The organism is Helicobacter pylori (assembly GCF_001653475.1).
GTDB lineage: Bacteria > Campylobacterota > Campylobacteria > Campylobacterales > Helicobacteraceae > Helicobacter > Helicobacter pylori_CM.
Genome location: NZ_CP011487.1, coordinates 1,361,853 through 1,380,348, shown reverse-complemented (window position 1 = coordinate 1,380,348; position 18,496 = coordinate 1,361,853). Strand labels below are relative to the sequence as shown.

General features: G+C 38.1%; 17 protein-coding genes. 14 read left to right on the top strand and 3 right to left on the bottom strand.

The window, feature by feature from the left end; all coding sequences use genetic code 11:
• Positions 1 to 67 precede the first annotated feature (67 nt).
• Genes AA974_RS06750 through AA974_RS06735 form a run of 4 tightly spaced genes read left to right on the top strand, consistent with a single transcriptional unit; the run spans position 68 to position 2,776 of the window.
• Positions 68 to 940 carry a class 1 fructose-bisphosphatase gene (locus tag AA974_RS06750; protein WP_064433916.1) on the top strand — a complete coding sequence of 291 codons (873 nt, stop codon included), beginning with the start codon at positions 68 to 70 and terminating at the stop codon, positions 938 to 940.
• On the top strand, positions 940 to 1,143 hold the full coding sequence (locus tag AA974_RS06745) for a hypothetical protein (RefSeq protein WP_064433915.1): 204 nt from the start codon (positions 940 to 942) through the stop codon (positions 1,141 to 1,143). Before AA974_RS06750 ends, AA974_RS06745 begins: the two co-directional genes overlap by 1 nt.
• Before the next feature lie 12 nt (positions 1,144 to 1,155).
• Complete coding sequence (locus AA974_RS06740) at positions 1,156 to 2,052, top strand: hypothetical protein (RefSeq protein WP_064433914.1); 897 nt, start codon at positions 1,156 to 1,158, stop codon at positions 2,050 to 2,052.
• Positions 2,045 to 2,776, top strand: coding sequence for a hypothetical protein (locus AA974_RS06735; RefSeq protein ID WP_064433913.1), 732 nt, complete (start codon positions 2,045 to 2,047; stop codon positions 2,774 to 2,776). Before AA974_RS06740 ends, AA974_RS06735 begins: the two co-directional genes overlap by 8 nt.
• Here AA974_RS06735 and AA974_RS06730 read toward each other — a convergent pair.
• The 3 genes from AA974_RS06730 to rpsB are packed head-to-tail and all read right to left on the bottom strand — an operon-like array spanning position 2,773 to position 5,776.
• Positions 2,773 to 3,855, bottom strand: a complete 1,083-nt coding sequence (locus AA974_RS06730; RefSeq protein ID WP_064433912.1) for a DUF5343 domain-containing protein — start codon at positions 3,853 to 3,855, stop codon at positions 2,773 to 2,775. The genes AA974_RS06735 and AA974_RS06730 overlap by 4 nt on opposite strands.
• Before the next feature lie 59 nt (positions 3,856 to 3,914).
• Entirely contained in the window at positions 3,915 to 4,982 is a 1,068-nt protein-coding gene (gene tsf / locus AA974_RS06725; RefSeq protein ID WP_064433911.1) for a translation elongation factor Ts, read from the bottom strand.
• Positions 4,982 to 5,776, bottom strand: coding sequence for a 30S ribosomal protein S2 (gene rpsB, locus AA974_RS06720; protein ID WP_000258279.1), 795 nt, complete (start codon positions 5,774 to 5,776; stop codon positions 4,982 to 4,984). Before rpsB ends, tsf begins: the two co-directional genes overlap by 1 nt.
• Positions 5,777 to 6,026: 250 nt before the next feature.
• On the opposite strand from rpsB, the gene AA974_RS06715 reads away from it, so the two are divergent.
• The 10 genes from AA974_RS06715 to csd2 are packed head-to-tail and all read left to right on the top strand — an operon-like array spanning position 6,027 to position 18,489.
• A complete protein-coding gene (locus AA974_RS06715; protein ID WP_064433910.1) occupies positions 6,027 to 8,873 on the top strand; it encodes a RecB-like helicase in 2,847 nt (948 codons plus the stop codon).
• 23 nt (positions 8,874 to 8,896) lie between these two features.
• Positions 8,897 to 10,213, top strand: coding sequence for a sodium/proton antiporter NhaA (gene nhaA, locus AA974_RS06710; RefSeq protein ID WP_064434086.1), 1,317 nt, complete (start codon positions 8,897 to 8,899; stop codon positions 10,211 to 10,213).
• A gap of 47 nt (positions 10,214 to 10,260) precedes the next feature.
• Positions 10,261 to 10,554 carry a preprotein translocase subunit YajC gene (gene yajC, locus AA974_RS06705; RefSeq protein WP_064433909.1) on the top strand — a complete coding sequence of 98 codons (294 nt, stop codon included), beginning with the start codon at positions 10,261 to 10,263 and terminating at the stop codon, positions 10,552 to 10,554.
• Positions 10,554 to 12,131 carry a protein translocase subunit SecD gene (secD, locus tag AA974_RS06700; protein ID WP_064433908.1) on the top strand — a complete coding sequence of 526 codons (1,578 nt, stop codon included), beginning with the start codon at positions 10,554 to 10,556 and terminating at the stop codon, positions 12,129 to 12,131. The genes yajC and secD overlap by 1 nt, the downstream gene beginning before the upstream one ends.
• A gap of 8 nt (positions 12,132 to 12,139) precedes the next feature.
• The gene (secF, locus tag AA974_RS06695; RefSeq protein ID WP_064433907.1) at positions 12,140 to 13,111 is read left to right on the top strand and encodes a protein translocase subunit SecF; all 972 of its coding nucleotides are present in this window, start codon (positions 12,140 to 12,142) and stop codon (positions 13,109 to 13,111) included.
• Between the two features lie 9 nt (positions 13,112 to 13,120).
• A complete protein-coding gene (locus tag AA974_RS06690) occupies positions 13,121 to 13,459 on the top strand; it encodes a DUF6394 family protein (RefSeq protein WP_000383763.1) in 339 nt (112 codons plus the stop codon).
• Between the two features lie 9 nt (positions 13,460 to 13,468).
• Positions 13,469 to 15,889 carry a leucine--tRNA ligase gene (gene leuS / locus AA974_RS06685; protein WP_064433906.1) on the top strand — a complete coding sequence of 807 codons (2,421 nt, stop codon included), beginning with the start codon at positions 13,469 to 13,471 and terminating at the stop codon, positions 15,887 to 15,889.
• Positions 15,886 to 16,404 carry an LPS assembly lipoprotein LptE gene (gene lptE, locus AA974_RS06680; RefSeq protein ID WP_064433905.1) on the top strand — a complete coding sequence of 173 codons (519 nt, stop codon included), beginning with the start codon at positions 15,886 to 15,888 and terminating at the stop codon, positions 16,402 to 16,404. Before leuS ends, lptE begins: the two co-directional genes overlap by 4 nt.
• Positions 16,394 to 17,563 carry a bifunctional folylpolyglutamate synthase/dihydrofolate synthase gene (locus tag AA974_RS06675; RefSeq protein WP_064433904.1) on the top strand — a complete coding sequence of 390 codons (1,170 nt, stop codon included), beginning with the start codon at positions 16,394 to 16,396 and terminating at the stop codon, positions 17,561 to 17,563. The genes lptE and AA974_RS06675 overlap by 11 nt, the downstream gene beginning before the upstream one ends.
• Positions 17,563 to 18,489: a M23B family cell shape-determining DD-metalloendopeptidase Csd2 gene (csd2, locus tag AA974_RS06670; protein ID WP_064433903.1), complete on the top strand. Its 927-nt coding sequence runs from the start codon at positions 17,563 to 17,565 to the stop codon at positions 18,487 to 18,489. Before AA974_RS06675 ends, csd2 begins: the two co-directional genes overlap by 1 nt.
• The last annotated feature ends 7 nt before the right edge of the window (positions 18,490 to 18,496 follow it).

Below are 18,496 nucleotides of genomic sequence, written 5' to 3'. Positions count from 1 at the left end.
ACTTCCCTATTTTCAATGTTTTCAAGTAAAATATTAGCATCTTTAACCAAATCATAAAAGGGTTTTTATGGATTACAAACATTTTAAAGGCAAGCATGCAAACATCGTTATAGAAATCATTAGTCTTTTAGAAAAAGGGGTTAAAAAAGCCCAAGAGATTTTAGAAAAGCCAGACGCTGGGAGTTACACTAAGTTAGAAAACAGCAGCGGGGATACGCCTATTAAAGCGGATTTAGCCCTAGACAAATTTTTAGAAGAAAATTTTTTGAGTTTAGAAAATGTGAAAAGCGTTTTTAGCGAAGAAAAAGAAACGCCCGTTACTAAAGAAAACGGCTCTTATTTGATCGCTTATGATCCGCTAGACGGGAGCTCAGTGATGGAGGCGAATTTCTTAGTAGGCACGATTATAGGGATTTATGAAAAGGATTATAAGGCGCAAAATTTAGCCGCAAGCCTTTATGTGGTTTTTGGGCATAAAATAGAATTGGTGGTGGCTTTAGAAGAAGTTTATCGTTACGCATTTTACCAAAACAAGTTCCATTTTATAGAAACCATTATTTTAGAAAATAAGGGTAAGATCATCGCTAGCGGAGGCAATCAAAAGGATTTTTCTTTGGGCTTAAAAAAGGCTTTAGAAGGGTTTTTTGCAGAAAATTACCGCTTACGATACTCAGGATCTATGGTGGCTGATGTTCATCATGTGCTCATCAAAAAAGGCGGAATGTTTTCCTACCCGCAAAAGAAATTGCGAAAGCTTTTTGAAGTCTTTCCTTTAGCCTTGATGGTTGAAAAAGCTAAAGGGGAAGCGTTTTATTTTGATAAGGGGGTTAAAAAGCGTTTGCTAGAGCAAAGCGTAGAAAGCTACCATGAAAAAAGCGAATGCTATTTGACCAGCCAGCATGAAGCTCAAATTTTAGAAAAATATTTAAAGGGAGAATGATGCAAAATAGCACTAAAAAATTAGAATATGAAAAGCGTTTTAATGACGCTCTTTTGAAATTGCAAGCATGCCAAGAAGAAAAACAAGTAGCGAGTTGCTTGAAATGCGATAAGGTTTTAAAATGCGAGATCCGCAACAGCTATGTGAATGCGGCTTATGAAAGCATGAGTTTAGGCGAAGCAGGTGGGTTTGATTTCAACTAAAATGGGGTTAAAATGGTTAGTAATACTGCCTTGCAAAAGAATTTAGACGCTTTTTACACCCATCCCAAAATCGCACGATTTTGTTTGGATTTATTAAAAGATCTCATCAATCAAAATCTAGGGCTAGACTTAAACGCATTCCATTTTTTAGAGCCAAGTGCAGGGAGTGGGAGCTTTGTTGATGCGTTAAAAGGATTAGGGATTGCTGATTGTCTCGCCCTTGATATTGCCCCTAAAGCTCAAGGCATTCAAAAAAAAGATTATTTGTTGGAATGGATTGAGTTTAACAAAAAGTGCATCATTATTGGCAACCCTCCTTTTGGGCATAGAGGGAAATTAGCATTAGATTTTTTAAACAAATCTTTAAACGAAGCACCTATTGTAGCGTTTATTTTGCCCAATTTATTCAAACGCTATTCTATCCAAAAACACATTGATAAGCGTGCAAAATTGGTTTTAAACGCTGATTTAGAAAAAAACGCTTTTATTTTTAGTGAACGGCCCTATGATGTGAAATGTGTTTTTCAAATCTATATGCATAAAAATATCGCCTTAAATCTTAAAGACGAACGGATCATTGCACCCCCAAAAATCCGCCATAATGACTTCATCACTTATATTCATAACAACACGCCACACACCCTTAAATATTTCAACAAAGAAAAATACCAATGGGATTTTGCGGTGGTGAGACAAGGCTTTTATGATTACAACGAAAAGATCACCAATGCAAATTTACTGATTAAAAACCGACAATATTTTTTTATTAAAGCCCACTCCAAAGAAGCTTTAATGATTATCCATAAAATTGATTTTAACAAACTCGCTCATAAAAACACACAAGTTTTAGGGTTTTCTACTTATGATTTTGTGGAAGAATATTGCAAATTAAAGGAAATGCATGCTTGAAAAAGTGTTTCAAGAAATTACCCATAAAAGAAAGTTTTTTGCAAGTTCTAACACAGGGGAGCAGTTTGAAAACAAATTTAGGAATGAATTAAAAAAACACTTTAGCGAAATCAACGGCGATTTAACAGAAGAATTAAGCCATATTGAAGAAAAGCCTAATAAGGAAATCAAAACCACTTTTAGCCAACTCAAAAAGCAAGTTTTAGAAAAAAATCACCTAAACACCCTTAAAAACCCTTTTTCAAACCTTACAAGCCATTTTTTATACCAGCCTTTTGGCTCACAAAATTACCCTGATTTTTTGGTTTTTATTTTTGATTATGTGGTAGGGATTGAAATCAAGTTTTCTAAAAACGATAAGGGTGAAAAAAATCTTCAAACATCTCGCCCCATGTGGAATTCAAACCTGCCTAAACCCAATGCAATTTATGTGTATGGAGTCGCTAATGCAAACATCACTTTTTTTAAAGGCTCAGATATTTTGAGTTATGAAACCAGAGAGGTCTTGCTCAAGTATTTTGATACTTTAGATAAAGATGAAGAAAGTTTGAAAAACGCCTTAAAGGATTTAGAAAACCCTTTTGGGTTTGCCCCCTACATTAGAAAGGCTTATGAACATAAAAAGGAATTTTCTAACCACCACCAGATTGAAAGCTTCTTTTCGCACAACCACATTTTAAGAGAGCAGAATGTCTTGAAATTTTTGAAAACACTCACTCATTAGCGTATTTGCACCCAATAGTTATTATATAGTGAATATTTTTCAATATGTTTAATAAAATTTTCTTTATTGCTGGTAAAAGGGTTAAAAATCAGTTGCCTTTGTGCTAATCTTTTAGTAAAACTAAAAAAAGCAAAATCATCTTTGGCTATATTAAGCCATGATGAAATATATCTTGAATTTGACTCAGTCAAAAATAAGACTTCATGGTTGTTAAAATCCATCTTAATGCGTTCTGCAATTTCATTATTTTTTAAATTACGCGTATCATTTTCTACAAGTTTGAAAATCTCTATATAGTAAGGCTTGATATAACTTTCAAAAACTATCACAAGAAATTCGCTATAGCTCATATTTACAAAGTCTAAACCGATACTTGTAGGATAATTTTTGCTATCAATGAAACCCAATGTGGATAGCGTGATAAAAACATTCCGCCAATTACCATTATTAAGCGAATGGGTCTTTTTTAAAATAGTTTCTTCTATGTTTTTACGATGTGCTAATTTATTTTTAAATTTGAAAATGGCTAAAACTTGGAGCAAGAAATACACTTCAAAAAATCTAATATCACGCACATAATAAGGCGAAATTACCTTAAAATCCCTATGTTTTGTCTCTCTTAATTTCTCTAATTCGTTATCATTAATGTGCCTAACAACTAAATTATGCGAATTAATTTCTAAAATTTTCTTGCTTTTGGGGTATTTGAAAAGCCCCACATTAAAATCGTTGTTTTTTAACACGCTTTCAGGAAAAATCAATACACTATTAAAATTTTGGCAAAATCCATAATTTTTAAGGCTTAGATGATTTTCAAAAAAATATTCGTATTGAAAAATTTGACCGATACCACGAACATACTCGCTCACCCCGATAGCTCCGCCTTTGCACTCTATAATGGCTCTAACTTTATTTTTTTTAAAAAGCGTGAAGTCTGCTGTAATGCCATTGATATAAGTGTCCTCTCTTAACAACTTAAAATCCTTATAATCCATTTCTAAAATAGAGCAAATATCTTTTTGAATGTTGTTGTTACTAGCGATTAAGTCTTGGAAGTCTTTTTCCAGTCTGTAAGGCATGTTAGTTTATTGATGGTTAAAGTTATGAGAGCTTTTAAGTGCAAAACGCACTTAAAAGCTCACTTCATTTGCAAAGCCACTTCTTCAGCGAAATTTTCTGCCTTTTTCTCAATGCCTTCGCCCAATTCAAAACGCGCATACTCAGTGATTTGTAAATCATCATCCCACTCTTTGGAATAATCAGCAAGCACTTGAGCGATAGTCTTTTTATCGTCCATGACATAGAATTGTCCTAAAAGGGTCAGGCGCTGATCAATAAGGGTGTTATCAGCGATAAACCTTTCCATTTTTCCAGGAACGATTTTATCCCAGATTTTTTCAGGCTTACCCTGCGCTTTTAATTCGTCTTCAAAGGCTTTTTTTTGGCGTGCTAAAACTTCATCGCTCAATTCAATGCGGCTCCCAAAAGTGGGGATGTTTTTTAAAGGTTTGCCCAAGCGTTTAGCCTCTTCATTGTCTTTTTCAATTTCAGCGATCAAGGCTAAAGTTTCTTTTTTGACAAAATCAAGGCTAAAGTCTTTGCTGTCTAGCACTTGAGGTTTCATCGCTGCGGCATGCATAGCGATGTTTCGGGCTAGTTCAACCGCTTTTGGAGCGTTTTTCTCGTTATTGTATTTTATATCGATTAACACGCCCACTCTGGCGTTCGAATGCGCATAGCCATTGACGATATGAGAGCTAGAGGCTTTTAAGTGAGCGATTTTTCTCACTAAAATATTTTCACCAATCACAGCAATTTGAGAGTGCAAATATTCTTCAAAAGGCTTGTTGTCTAACGGGCTTTTAAGCAGTTCTTCTGTGGCATGAATATTGTGGGCTTTGATCGTTTCTAAAGTTTTTTTAACCAATTCCTTAAAGCCCTCATTTTTAGCCACAAAATCCGTTTCGCTATTGATTTCTACCATCATCGCGCTTTTAAAATCAGGTGCTACTTCTAAAGCAACTACGCCCTCAGCAGCGATCCTATCGGCTTTTTTAGCGGCTTTACTCAAGCCTTTTTCGCGCAAGAAATCAATAGCCTTTTGCAAATCCCCAGCCACTTCTACAAGGGCTTTTTTGCAATCCATCATGCCCGCATCGGTTAAATCCCTTAATTTTTTGACTAATTGAGCACTAATTCCTGACATTATTCGGCTCCTTGAGTGATTTCTTTTTGGATTTCAGCGAGCATTTCTTCTTTTTCTTCATTGCTCACATACTCTATCTCTTCGCTATTTTCATCCGCATGGACGATTTCTTCTTGCATGAGTTCTCGCCCCTCTAAAATCGCTTCGCTCATTTCTTTACAGAATAGCCTAATAGAGCGGATTGCATCGTCATTTCCAGGAATGGGGTAATCCACTAAATCAGGGTCGCAATTAGTGTCTAAGGGAGCCACGATAGGGATATGGAGTTTTCTTGCTTCAGCGACAGCGATTTTTTCTTTAGCCACATCAATCACAAAAATCATATCAGGGATTTTTTTCATGTGGCGCACCCCGCCAAGATACTTATCCAGCTTTTCTTTTTTCCTTAAAATCATGAGCTTTTCTTTTTTAGTCAATAAATCAATTTGACCGCTATTTTCCATTTCTTCAATGATTTCTAATTTTCTCACTGATTTTCTGATGGTGCTAAAATTAGTTAGCATGCCACCAAGCCAGCGGTAATTGACATAAGGGACTTGAATGCTTTCAGCAAATTCTTTCAAAGTTTCATTGGCTTGTTTTTTAGTGCCTACAAACATGATGCTCTTGCCTTGAGCGCTCGCATCGCGCACGATATTATAAGTGTATCTAAAATAGCGCAAGGTTTTTTGCAAATCAATAATATGGATATTTTTCCTAACGCCAAAAATGAATTTCTTGGTTTTAGGGTTCCAACGCCTTGTTTGGTGTCCAAAATGCACACCGCATTCTAATAAATCTTTCATGGTTACCATGAGAATATTCTCCTTAAAGTTATTTTGGTTCTCTTCCTCCATGCTCATTTGATTCTTAAATTTCTTAAGAACACCTAAATACAAGGATTAGCATGTGTGAATTTGACGCTGTCTTTGCCTTTGATTCTTATAAAATGATAGAAAAACGACAAAACCCCATGATTATAGCAAAAGATTAGGGTTTTTTAGCTTAAGTAAAAAAGGCTTTTAGGTTATAATAAAGACAAAATAGAATTTTAGGATAGCTATAATGGATACAAAAAGACAATGCATGGCTTTAAAGGCTTCAGCAGGAAGCGGGAAGACTTTCGCTTTGAGCGTGCGGTTTTTGGCCCTATTGTTTAAGGGGGCTAATCCTAGCGAGATTTTGACGCTCACTTTCACTAAAAAAGCCACCGCCGAAATGAAAGAGCGCATCTTAGACTATTTAAAAATCTTGCAAAAAGAAAACCTTGAAGATGAAAAAGAAAAAGAAAAATCCCAAAATATCCTAAAAGAATTAGAAGAAAAATACCGCTTAAACCCTAGTTTCGTGCAAAATAGGGCTCAAGAAATCTACCAACGCTTTTTAAACGCCGAAATTAGAATCAGCACCATTGATGCGTTTTTCCAAAGCATTTTGAGGAAATTTTGTTGGTTTGTGGGGTTGAGTGCGAATTTTGAAGTCAATGAAGACACAAAAGCACACCAACAACAGCTTGATGAGCGTTTTTTGAGCGCTTTAAATAGCGAACAGCTTGAGGAATTGAGCGTTTTTATCACTCAATGCTTAAGCCATGATAGTTACACAAGCGATTCTATTTTAAAGCAGCTGCGTTTTTTAAAAAACAAGCTCTATTTATTTGATCCTAATAAGCGAGAGCTTGCATTTGATGAAGAGGGTTTTTTAGAAAAACTAAGAAGCTTGAACAAACAAATTCAAAGCACAGAGAAAGCGTCAGATAAGGCTAAAAAAGCCATTAAATGCGATGATTTTAGGGGATTTTTAAACAGCTCTTTAACCTGGCTTGAAAAAAAGAGCGAATACCACTATTTCAAAAAATTCAAAAATGAAATCCCTGCTTTAGAGAGCGAATGCGAAGAGATTGAAAACGATCTAAAACGCTATTATGAAGCCAAAGAAACCGCATTATTTAAAAAATTCCCTAAATTCATCCGGCTTTATGATAAAGCCACTTCTAAAATCCAAGCCCTGGATTTTGATGCGATTAAAGATAAAGTCCATGCCTTATTGAAGGGTTATGAAGAGGTGCCGGCGGAGTTTTTTTATTTCAGGTTGGACAGCAAAATCGCGCATATTTTGATTGATGAATTTCAAGACACGAGCTTGAACGATTATAAGATTTTAGCCCCTTTTATTGATGAGATTAAGGCTGGGATAGGGCAAGCTAAATGGCACAGGAGCGTGTTTTTTGTGGGCGATGTCAAGCAGAGCATTTATGGCTTTAGGGGGAGTTTTAGCTCCTTGTTTGAAAGCGTTTCTAAGGATTTTCACCACGATAATTTGGAATTCAACCACCGCAGTTCGCCTTTGATTATTCATTATGTGAATACCATTTTTAAAAAGGCTTATCAACATTTCCCCACCGCTTATTTGGAGCAAAAACACCCTAAAGCTTTCAACAATAAACATGCTACAGACGGCTATGTTAAAGTCTCTTTAGTGGCTAATGAAAGAGAATTGTTAGAACAAATCTTACAAGAAGCTCAAAACCTTTTAGAGCATCGCATTGAGCCTAAAGACATTACCATTTTATGCACCACTAATAAAGACGCTTTGAAAATCAAAAATGATTTGCAAGAGAAGTTGAGTGCGATTCGCCCAAGCACGGAATCTAGCGCTAAATTGTCTCAATTTGTAGAATCTAAAATCATTAAGAACGCTTTAGAATACGCTCTAGCTGAAGAACCCTACAAGCCCTTTTATAAGCACAGCGTTTTAAAACTCGCTGGATACTTGCATGATGATGTGATCGCTTTACCTGGTTTTAACCCTAAAAAAGAGAGCGTGGCAGGCTTTGTGTGGAAGGTGATGGAATTGTTTGAGCTTTATACAGAGTGCGCGCAAATCTGCTTGGAGTTGGCGCTTGGGTGCGAAGATGCCGATGAATTTTTAGAAAAATTAGAGGCTAAAAAGATCGCTTCTTTCAATTCAAAAGGCGCTCAGATCATGACTATTCATAAATCTAAAGGCATGCAATTCCCTTATGTGATCGTGTGCGAACGCTTGGGCGAGCCTGAAAATGACTCCAATCAATTCCTTGAAGAATATGAGGGCACAGAGCTTGTGCACTTTTATTGCAGAATGAAAAATCGTGAGATGGTGGATAAAGATTACGCTAGGGCTTTAGGTAAAGAAAAAGCGGCTAAAGATCATGAAAAAATCAATGAGTATTATGTCGCATTCACTAGGGCTGAGTTAGGGCTAGTTGTCGTGGCTAAAGACAAAGACCAAAAAAAAGACCAAAAAGAAAGCAAAAACAAAGGCATGCGCGAAAAACTGGATCTCAAGCCTTTAGAAGAGGGAGAAATCGCACCGGTTATTTTTTCTAAAAAAGAGTCTTCAATCGCAAGTGTTTTGATCAAACCCCATGCCTATGGCGAGCAAGTCCAAGAGATAGAAGAAGAGCCAGATAGCGATTATGAAAAGAATAACGACCAAGAAGCGATCCATTTTGGCATCGCCTTGCACAAGGGATTAGAATACCAATACGCTTATCGCATTCCTAAAAAAAGCGTTTTAGAATATTTAAACTACCATCATGGTTTTTATGGTTTGGATTATCAAGCGTTAGAAGAAAGTTTAGAGCTTTTTGAAAACGATGCAGAGATACAAGCTCTTTTTAAAAATTGGGTCCTAAAGGGTGAAGCGGCTTTTTTATTCCAAGGGGTTGTGTCTAGGATTGATGTTTTATTGTGGGATAAGGGGCAAAATTTGTATGTTTTAGATTATAAAAGCTCTCAAAATTACCAGCAAAGCCATAAGGTGCAAGTGTCTCATTACGCTGAGTTTTTGCAAACTCAAGCCCCCCATTTTAAGATACAAGCGGGCATTATTTACGCTCATAAAAGACTGCTTGAAAAATTATGGGTTTGAAATTAAAAATTTTAAGGTTGTCTATGAATATCAAAAAAACAGAAAATGCGATCAGTGTGACGCTTAAAAACTTCATTAAAAGCGAGTCTTTTGGAGGGATTTTCCTCTTTTTAAACGCTGTTTTAGCGATGGTGGTGGCTAATTCGTTTTTAAAAGAAAGTTATTTTGTGCTATGGCACACCCCTTTTGGGTTTCAAATAGGGGATTTTTTCATCGGCTTTAGTTTGCATAACTGGATTGATGATGTCTTAATGGCGTTATTCTTTTTAATGATAGGATTAGAAATCAAGAGAGAATTGTTGTTTGGGGAGCTGTCCAGTTTCAAAAAAGCTTCTTTTCCTGTGATTGCGGCCATAGGGGGCATGATAGCCCCAGGATTGATTTATTTTTTTCTTAACGCTAACACGCCTTCTCAACATGGTTTTGGGATCCCTATGGCGACAGATATTGCGTTCGCTTTAGGCGTGATCATGCTTTTAGGCAAGAGAGTGCCAACCGCCTTAAAGGTTTTTTTAATCACTCTAGCGGTGGCTGATGACTTGGGGGCTATTGTGGTGATCGCACTCTTTTATACCACGAATTTAAAATTCGCATGGCTTTTAGGGGCTTTAGGGGTGGTTCTTGTTTTAGCTGTATTGAACCGTTTGAATATCCGCTCGCTTATCCCTTACTTGCTTTTAGGGGTGTTGCTTTGGTTTTGCGTGCATGAGAGCGGTATCCATGCGACGATTGCTGCAGTGATTCTGGCTTTTATGATACCGGTGAAGATCCCTAAAGATTCTAAAAATATAGAGCTTTTAGAACTGGGCAAGCGGTACGCAGAAACGAGTTCAGGAGTGCTTTTGACCAAAGAGCAGCAAGAAATCTTGCATTCTATTGAAGAAAAAGCGAGCGCTTTACAAAGCCCCTTAGAAAGATTGGAGCATTTTTTAGCCCCCATTAGCGGGTATTTCATCATGCCCTTATTTGCGTTTGCAAACGCAGGGGTGAGCGTTGATTCTAGCATCAATTTAGAAGTGGATAAGGTGCTTTTAGGGGTTATTTTAGGGCTTTGTTTGGGCAAGCCTTTAGGGATTTTTCTCATCACTTTTATAAGCGAAAAGCTTAAAATCACCGCGCGCCCTAAAGGCATCAGCTGGTGGCATATTTTAGGGGCTGGGCTTTTAGCAGGGATTGGCTTTACCATGTCTATGTTTATTTCTAATTTGGCTTTCACGAGCGAGCATAAGGATGCTATGGAAGTGGCAAAAATTGCGATTTTATTGGGATCTTTGATTTCTGGGATCATAGGGGCTTTGTATTTATTTTTATTAAACCAAAGAGCGGCTTTAAAGAAATAGTTAAAAATGCTATAATTTGAGATTAAAACATCTTTTAAGGAAATTAAATGGGACAAACTAAAGACATTCTAACGACTCTTTTACCATTTGTGGTGTTGTTTCTTATTTTTTATTTTTTGATTGTTCGCCCGCAACGCCAACAACAAAAAAAGCACAAAGAAATGATAGAGGGCTTGACTAATGGCGATAAAGTTGTCACTCAAGGTGGGTTGATCGTTGAGGTGCTTAAAGCGGAAGCGAATTTTTTTAGCGTAAAACTCAATGATGACACCACCGCTAAACTTTCTAAAAACTATATAGCGTTCAAATTAGACGAAGAAGCGGTGCAAAATAACAACTAATGAAACTTTTTAACCCTCGCTTAATCGTTTTTATTTGCGCGCTTCTTTTGGGGGTAGGGTTTTCTGTGCCTTCTTTACTAGAGACTAAAGGCCCTAAAATCACTTTAGGTTTGGATTTAAGGGGAGGGTTAAACATGCTTTTAGGGGTGCAAACCGATGAAGCTTTAAAAAACAAGTATTTAAGCTTGGCGTCCGCTTTAGAATACAACGCTAAAAAGCAAAATATCTTGCTTAAAGACATTAAATCTAGCCTAGAGGGGATCAGTTTTGAGCTTTTAGATGAAGATGAAGCGAAAAAATTAGACGCGCTTTTATTGGAATTGCAAGGTCATAGCCAGTTTGAAATCAAAAAAGAAGCGGGGTTTTATAGCGTGAAGCTCACCCCTTTAGAGCAAGAGGAATTGCGTAAAAACACGATTTTGCAAGTGATAGGGATCATTCGTAACCGCTTGGATCAATTTGGTTTGGCAGAGCCTGTAGTCATTCAGCAAGGCCGAGAAGAAATTTCGGTGCAATTGCCCGGTATTAAGACTTTAGAAGAAGAACGGCGTGCTAAAGAGTTGATTTCTCGATCCGCTCATTTGCAGATGATGGCGGTGGATGAAGAACACAATAAAGATGCGATGAAAATGACGGATTTAGAGGCTCAAAAATTGGGCAGTGTGTTGTTATCGGATGTGGAAATGGGGGGTAAAATCTTGCTCAAAGCGATCCCCATTTTAGATGGCGAAATGCTTACAGATGCGAAAGTGGTGTATGATCAAAACAACCAGCCGGTGGTGAGCTTCACGCTGGATGCGCAAGGGGCTAAGATTTTTGGGGATTTCTCAGGCACGAATGTGGGCAAACGCATGGCGATTGTTTTAGACAATAAGGTTTATTCAGCCCCAGTGATCAGGGAGCGTATTGGCGGAGGGAGCGGGCAAATTAGCGGGAATTTTAGCGTGGCTCAAGCGAGCGATTTAGCGATCGCTTTAAGGAGCGGGGCGATGAGCGCTCCCATTCAGGTTTTAGAAAAAAGAATTATAGGCCCAAGTTTAGGGAAAGACAGCATTAAAACTTCCATTATCGCTCTGATTGGGGGCTTTATTTTGGTTATGGGCTTTATGGTGCTTTATTACTCTATGGCGGGGGTGATCGCTTGCATGGCGTTAGTGGTCAATCTCTTTTTGATTGTGGCGGTCATGGCGATTTTTGGAGCGACGCTGACTTTACCTGGAATGGCGGGGATTGTTTTAACCGTGGGGATTGCCGTGGATGCTAATATCATTATCAACGAGCGCATTAGAGAGGTTTTAAGAGAGAATGAGGGCATTGCTAAGGCGATCCATTTAGGCTATATCAATGCGAGCCGGGCGATTTTTGATTCCAATATCACTTCCTTGATCGCTTCGGTGTTATTATACGCTTATGGCACAGGAGCGATTAAAGGCTTTGCCCTAACCACAGGCATTGGGATTTTAGCCTCTATTATCACCGCTATTGTAGGCACGCAAGGGATTTATCAAGCCCTTTTGCCTAAACTCACTCAAACAAAAAGCCTTTACTTTTGGTTTGGCGTGAATAAAAGAGCTTAGGAGGTTTTATGGAATTATTCAAACAAACTAGAATCTTAAGCTTCATGCGTTATTCCAATTATGGGGTGGTTGTTTCAGCGATCTTAGCGCTTCTAGCGTTGGGGCTTTTGTTTTTTAAAGGGTTTTCTTTAGGGATTGATTTTGCGGGGGGGAGTTTGGTGCAAGTGCGTTACACTCAAAACGCCCCCATTAAAGAAGTGCGCGATCTTTTTGAAAAAGAAGCCCGCTTTAAAGGCGTGCAAGTGAGCGAATTTGGCTCTAAAGAAGAAATTTTAATCAAATTCCCTTTTGTAGAAACGGCTGAAAATGAAGATTTGAACGCTATCGTGGCTAACATTCTAAAACCCAGTGGCGATTTTGAAATCCGTAAATTTGACACCGTGGGCCCTAGAGTGGGGAGCGAATTGAAAGAAAAGGGCGTTTTGTCGCTGATTTTAGCGTTAATGGCGATCATGGTTTATGTGAGTTTCCGCTATGAATGGCGTTTTGCTTTAGCGAGTGTCATTGCGCTTGTGCATGATGTGATTTTAGTGGCAAGCTCAGTGATTGTTTTTAAGATTGATATGAACTTGGAAGTGATTGCGGCTTTACTCACTTTGATTGGGTATTCCATTAATGATACGATCATTATTTTTGACAGGATCAGAGAAGAAATACTCTCTCAAAAAACTAAAAATGCCATTCAAGCCATTAATGAAGCCATTTCCAGCACGCTCACGCGCACGCTTTTAACTTCTTTAACCGTGTTTTTTGTGGTGTTGATTTTGTGCGTGTTTGGGAGTAAGATCATTATTGGCTTTTCATTGCCCATGCTAATAGGCACGATTGTAGGGACTTATAGCTCTATTTTCATCGCTCCTAAAGTGGCGTTATTGTTAGGCTTTGATATGGGCAAATATTATGAGAATGAGGCTAGAAAAATTAAAAAAGCTCAAGAGAAAGAAAAAATGCGCCGTTTGTATGAGGGCGGTCAAGTTTAAGGAGTTTCTATGGATTGGGGTCGGGTCATTCATGTGCTGTTCAGCCTTATTTCTTTAACCACCATTGCAGGGTTTTTGTATGAGCCTAACACGGTGGTGTTGTTTGTAGCGTTAGCTTTAAATCTTATTTCTGTTACGCTTAAAATTGGGGTGTGTAAGCGTTTCGCTTCAGAGCTGTTAGCCAGCTCTTTAGCTACCGTGTTGCATCTCATACCGGCGTTTGTGTTTTTACAGATTTTAAATAATTTGGTTACAGCTTACATGCTCATGATTGGGGCGTTGATTAGCAACGCTTTCAGTCTTATCTTTTTGTTGGTTGAAAGCGTTGTAACGAGCGAAACGGATTAAGGGGTAACGATGGATTTTATTGATATAGAAAAAAAATGGCAAGAATTTTGGTGGAAAAATAAGAGTTTTGAGCCTAAAGACGATTTTAACCTCCCTAAAAAATACATTTTGAGCATGCTGCCTTATCCTAGTGGGGAAATCCACATGGGGCATGTGCGCAATTACACCATTGGCGACGCTTTGGCACATTATTATCGTTTGCATTATTACAATGTGTTACACCCTATGGGGTTTGATTCTTTTGGGATGCCTGCAGAAAATGCGGCCATTAAGCATGGTATCCACCCTAAAACCTGGACTTATGAAAACATTGAAAACATGCAAAAAGAGTTTGAAGCTTTAGGGTTTTCTTTTTCTAAAAATAGGGAATTTGCCACTTCAGATCCGGATTACACGAAATTTGAACAGCAATTTTTCATTGACTTGTGGGAAAAAGGGCTGATCTATCGCAAGAAAGCCATGCTCAATTGGTGCCCTAACGATAAAACCGTTTTAGCGAATGAGCAAGTCATTGATGGGAGGTGTTGGCGTTGCGATACAGAAGTTGTTCAAAAAGAACTCTATCAATATTATTTGAAGATCACCAGTTACGCTGAAGAATTGCTAAAAGACTTAGAGACTTTAGAAAATGATTGGCCTTCTCAAGTTTTAATTATGCAAAAAAACTGGATAGGGAAATCTAGTGGGTTACAATTTGGTTTTAAAATCGCTGATGAGTGCTTGAAATTTTGCAACGGCATTCAAGAAATTGAAGTTTTTACCACAAGAGCGGATACCATTTATGGCGTTACCTATATCGCCATAGCCCCAGAACACCCTTTAGTAGAGCATGCCATTAAGCGAGTGAGCCAAGAAGATTCAAAGATTATTAAAGCGATTTTAAACACGACTCAAAGAGAAAGGGCTTTAGAGAAAAAGGGAGCGTTTTTAGGCATTTACGCTATCCACCCTTTAACCAAGCAAAAAATCCCCGTTTGGGTGGCTAATTTCGCCCTAGCTAATTATGGCTCTGGGGCGTTAATGGGCGTGCCAGCCTGCGATGAAAGGGATTTTGAATTCGCTAATCTTTATCATATCCCTATTAAAGTGATCACTCAAAGCCCTCAAAATTTGCCCCACACCAAAGAAGAGGTTTTAAAAAATAGCGGGGAGTGGAGCGATCTTTCTAGCTCGGTGGCCAGAGAGCAAATCATTGCTTATTTTGAAAAAGAAAACCTCGGTAAAAGGGTGATCAACTACCGCTTGCAAGATTGGGGAGTGAGTCGCCAAAGGTATTGGGGAGCGCCCATTCCTATGATTCATTGCAAACATTGCGGGATTGTGCCTGAAACCCAACTACCGGTAACTTTGCCTGAAGACATTGTGATTGATGGGGAGGGCAATCCGTTAGAAAAGCATGCGAGTTGGAAATTCACTCAATGCCCTAAATGCCACAAAAACGCTTTAAGAGAAACAGACACCATGGATACTTTCATCCAATCCAGTTGGTATTTCTTGCGCTACACCACGCCCAAAAATCAGCGTGAAAATCAAGCGTTTGATCAAAATTACTTGAAGTATTTCATGCCAGTGGATACTTACATTGGCGGCATTGAACATGCGATTTTGCACTTGTTATACGCGCGCTTTTTCACTAAGGCTTTAAGGGATTTGGGCTATCTTAATTTAGATGAGCCTTTTAAACAGCTTATCACTCAAGGCATGGTTTTAAAAGATGGCGCTAAGATGAGCAAATCTAAAGGCAATGTCGTTAGCCCTAAAGAGATACTTAAAAAATACGGGGCCGATGCGGCGAGGCTTTTTATCCTTTTTGCTGCCCCACCGGCTAAAGAGTTAGAATGGAATGACAACGCTTTAGAAGGCGCACACCGGTTCATCAAGCGCTTATACGACAAAGCGAACGCTATTAACCCTGCTACTTCTAAGCCTGAATTTAAAGAAGTCAGCCTGGATGAAGTGGAAAAATTAGCTCGTAAAAAAGTCTATGAAGCGTTAAAAAAATCGCATGAAATTTTCAATAAGGCTGAAAGCGCTTATTCGTTTAACACTTTGATCGCAAGTTGCATGGAGGCTTTAAACGCTTTGAATGCGCAAAATAATGAGCGGATTTTATGCGAGGGCTATTTTGTGTTGTTGCAAATTTTAGAGCCTATTATCCCGCACACGGCATGGGAGTTGAGCGAGAGGCTTTTTAAAAGAGAGAATTTTAAGCCTATAGCGATCGATGAAAACGCTTTGATGGAAGACTTTATGACTTTAGGGCTTACCATTAATGGCAAAAGGCGTGCGGAATTGAAAGTCAATATTAACGCCAGTAAAGAAGAAATTATTGTTTTGGCTAAAAAAGAATTAGCGAAATATTTAGAAAAGGCGAGCGTTAAAAAAGAAATTTATGTGCCTAATAAGCTTGTTAATTTTGTTATCGCATGATTTTTAGGGCTTTACTTTTTTTTATTTTGTTGCTTTTGTTCAAGGGCTGTGGGTATAAGCCGATCGCCACTTACGCTCAAAACGCTTTAGGCGATAGCATCTATGTGAAACTCATTGTGAATTTGCCTAACCCTGAAAACTCTGTAGAGTTTAAGGATTTGATGAATCGTTTAGTCGTGCAACGCTTCCAAAGCCGCTTAGCGAGTGAGAAGGATGCGGATTCTATCATTATTATAGAGATCACGAATGTAACCGATACGAGTATCACGCAAAATAAAGAGGGCTTTACGACTTTCTATCGTGCAACCGTGTCTGTGAATTACACTTACGATAATAAAAGAGGCACACAAAAGACTTTTCAAAATAGCGGGTATTATAATTACGCTGTGAATTTGCAAGACCCCCTTAATACCTACCAGAACCGCTATGATGCTATCAATCAGGCTGTGGAACAAACTTTGACTAAATTTGTGGCTCAAATCGCTTATGAGGGGAAATTCAATAATGAAAAATAGCCATGGATTGAGCGCGTTTTTAGAAGCAAAGCCTAAAGAATACCATAAGTTTGATCCCAGCCGCTTTATTCAAATTTATAAAGATTTTAAAAACGCTTTTTTTGAGATTCAAGCGAAAGTCATTCATGTTATAGGGACTAATGGTAAGGGCAGCACAGGGCGGTTTTTAACCCTTTTATTAGCCGATCAAAATTTTAAGGTATTGCATTTCACCTCCCCTCATGTTTTTGAATTCAGGGAGCGCTTTTTTTTGAATGGTTCTATTGTTAAAGAAAGCGTTTTAGAAAGCGCCCACCAGCAATTGCAACCACACGCTTTCAGCAACGCTTGCTCGTATTTTGAATACGCTACCTTACTGGCCGTCATGCTTGCTAAAGATTGCGATTATTTGGTTTTAGAAGCAGGGCTTGGGGGGGAGTTTGACAGCACGAACGCTTTAGAAAAAACCCTAAGCATTTTCACCCCTATTGATTATGATCATAAGGAATTTTTAGGGGATAGTTTAGAAAGCATTGCACAAACTAAACTAAAAGCGATGAGCTCTCTTAACATCATCGCTCCCCAACAAGAACTGGTTTTAAATGTGGCTCAAAAAATCGCCAAAGAAAAACACGCAAAATTGATTTTAGTTAAAAATGAAATTTCAAAAGGAGTCAGGGATTATATTGAACGCCACCATTTAGCCCGTTTTTTAGCGATGAATTTAGAAGTGGCTTTAAAAGCGTTTGAAACGCTTATGCCATGCAAAGAACAAGAAGTTTTAAAAAACCTAAAGCCCCTAAATTTAATCGGTCGTTGCGAGCTTTTAAGCCCTAATATCTTAATAGATGTGGGGCATAACCCCCATAGCGCCAAAGCCTTAAAAGAAGAAATCAAACGCGTTTTTAACGCAAAAATCGTTTTAATTTATAATTGCTATCAAGATAAGGACGCTTTTTTGGTGCTAGAAATTTTAAAGCCTGTGGTTAAAAAGGTTTTGATTTTAGAATTGCATGAAGAAAGGGTTATCAAATTAGAAAAGCTTAAAGGGATTTTAGAAACTTTAGGGTTAGAATACGCTTTGTTTGAAGATTTGAAAGAAAATGAAAATTATTTGGTGTATGGCTCATTTCTGGTAGCCAACGCTTTTTATAGATACTATCAAAAGAAGAGGGATTGATGCCGCAAAACCAGCTCATGATCACCATCATTGATGAATCAGGTTCTAAACAGCTCAAATTTTCTAAAAATTTAAAACGCAACCTCATCATTTCTGTTGTTATTTTTTTGTTGATCGCAGGGCTTGGCGTGGGTTTTTTAAAATTTTTAATCGCTAAAATGGATACGATGACAGCAGAAAGGAATGCGGTTTTAAGGGATTTTAGGGATTTGTATCAAAAAAATTACACTTTAACAAAAGAGATTAAAAACAAGCGAGAAGAGCTCTTTATTGTGGGGCAAAAGATTCGCACGATAGAAACCTTGATTGAAGTCAAAAGAGGGGCTAATGGGGGCGTGCATCTTTATGATGAAGTGGATTTAGAAAATTTGAATTGGGCTCAAAAACATTTAGCGCTCATGCTCATTCCTAATGGCATGCCTTTAAAAACTTATAGCGCTATCAAACCCACCAAAGAAAGGAACCACCCCATTAAAAAAATTAAGGGCGTTGAATCCGGGATTGATTTTATCGCGCCATTAAACACGCCTGTTTATGCGAGCGCTGATGGGATTGTGGATTTTGTGAAAACCCATTCTAATGTGGGGTATGGGAACTTGGTGCGCATTGAACATGCGTTTGGTTTTAGCTCCATTTACACGCACTTAGATCATGTCAATGTGCAGCCCAAAAGCTTTATCCAAAAAGGGCAGTTGATTGGCTATAGCGGGAAGAGCGGTAATAGCGGCGGCGAAAAATTGCATTATGAAGTGCGGTTTTTGGGTAAAATTTTAGACGCAGAAAAATTTCTAGCATGGGATTTAGATCATTTTCAAAGCGCTTTAGAAGAAAATAAATTTATTGAATGGAAGAATTTGTTTTGGGTTTTAGAAGACATTGTTCAGCTCCAAGAGCATGTGGATAAAGACGCGCTGATAAGCCAGTAAGGATTTT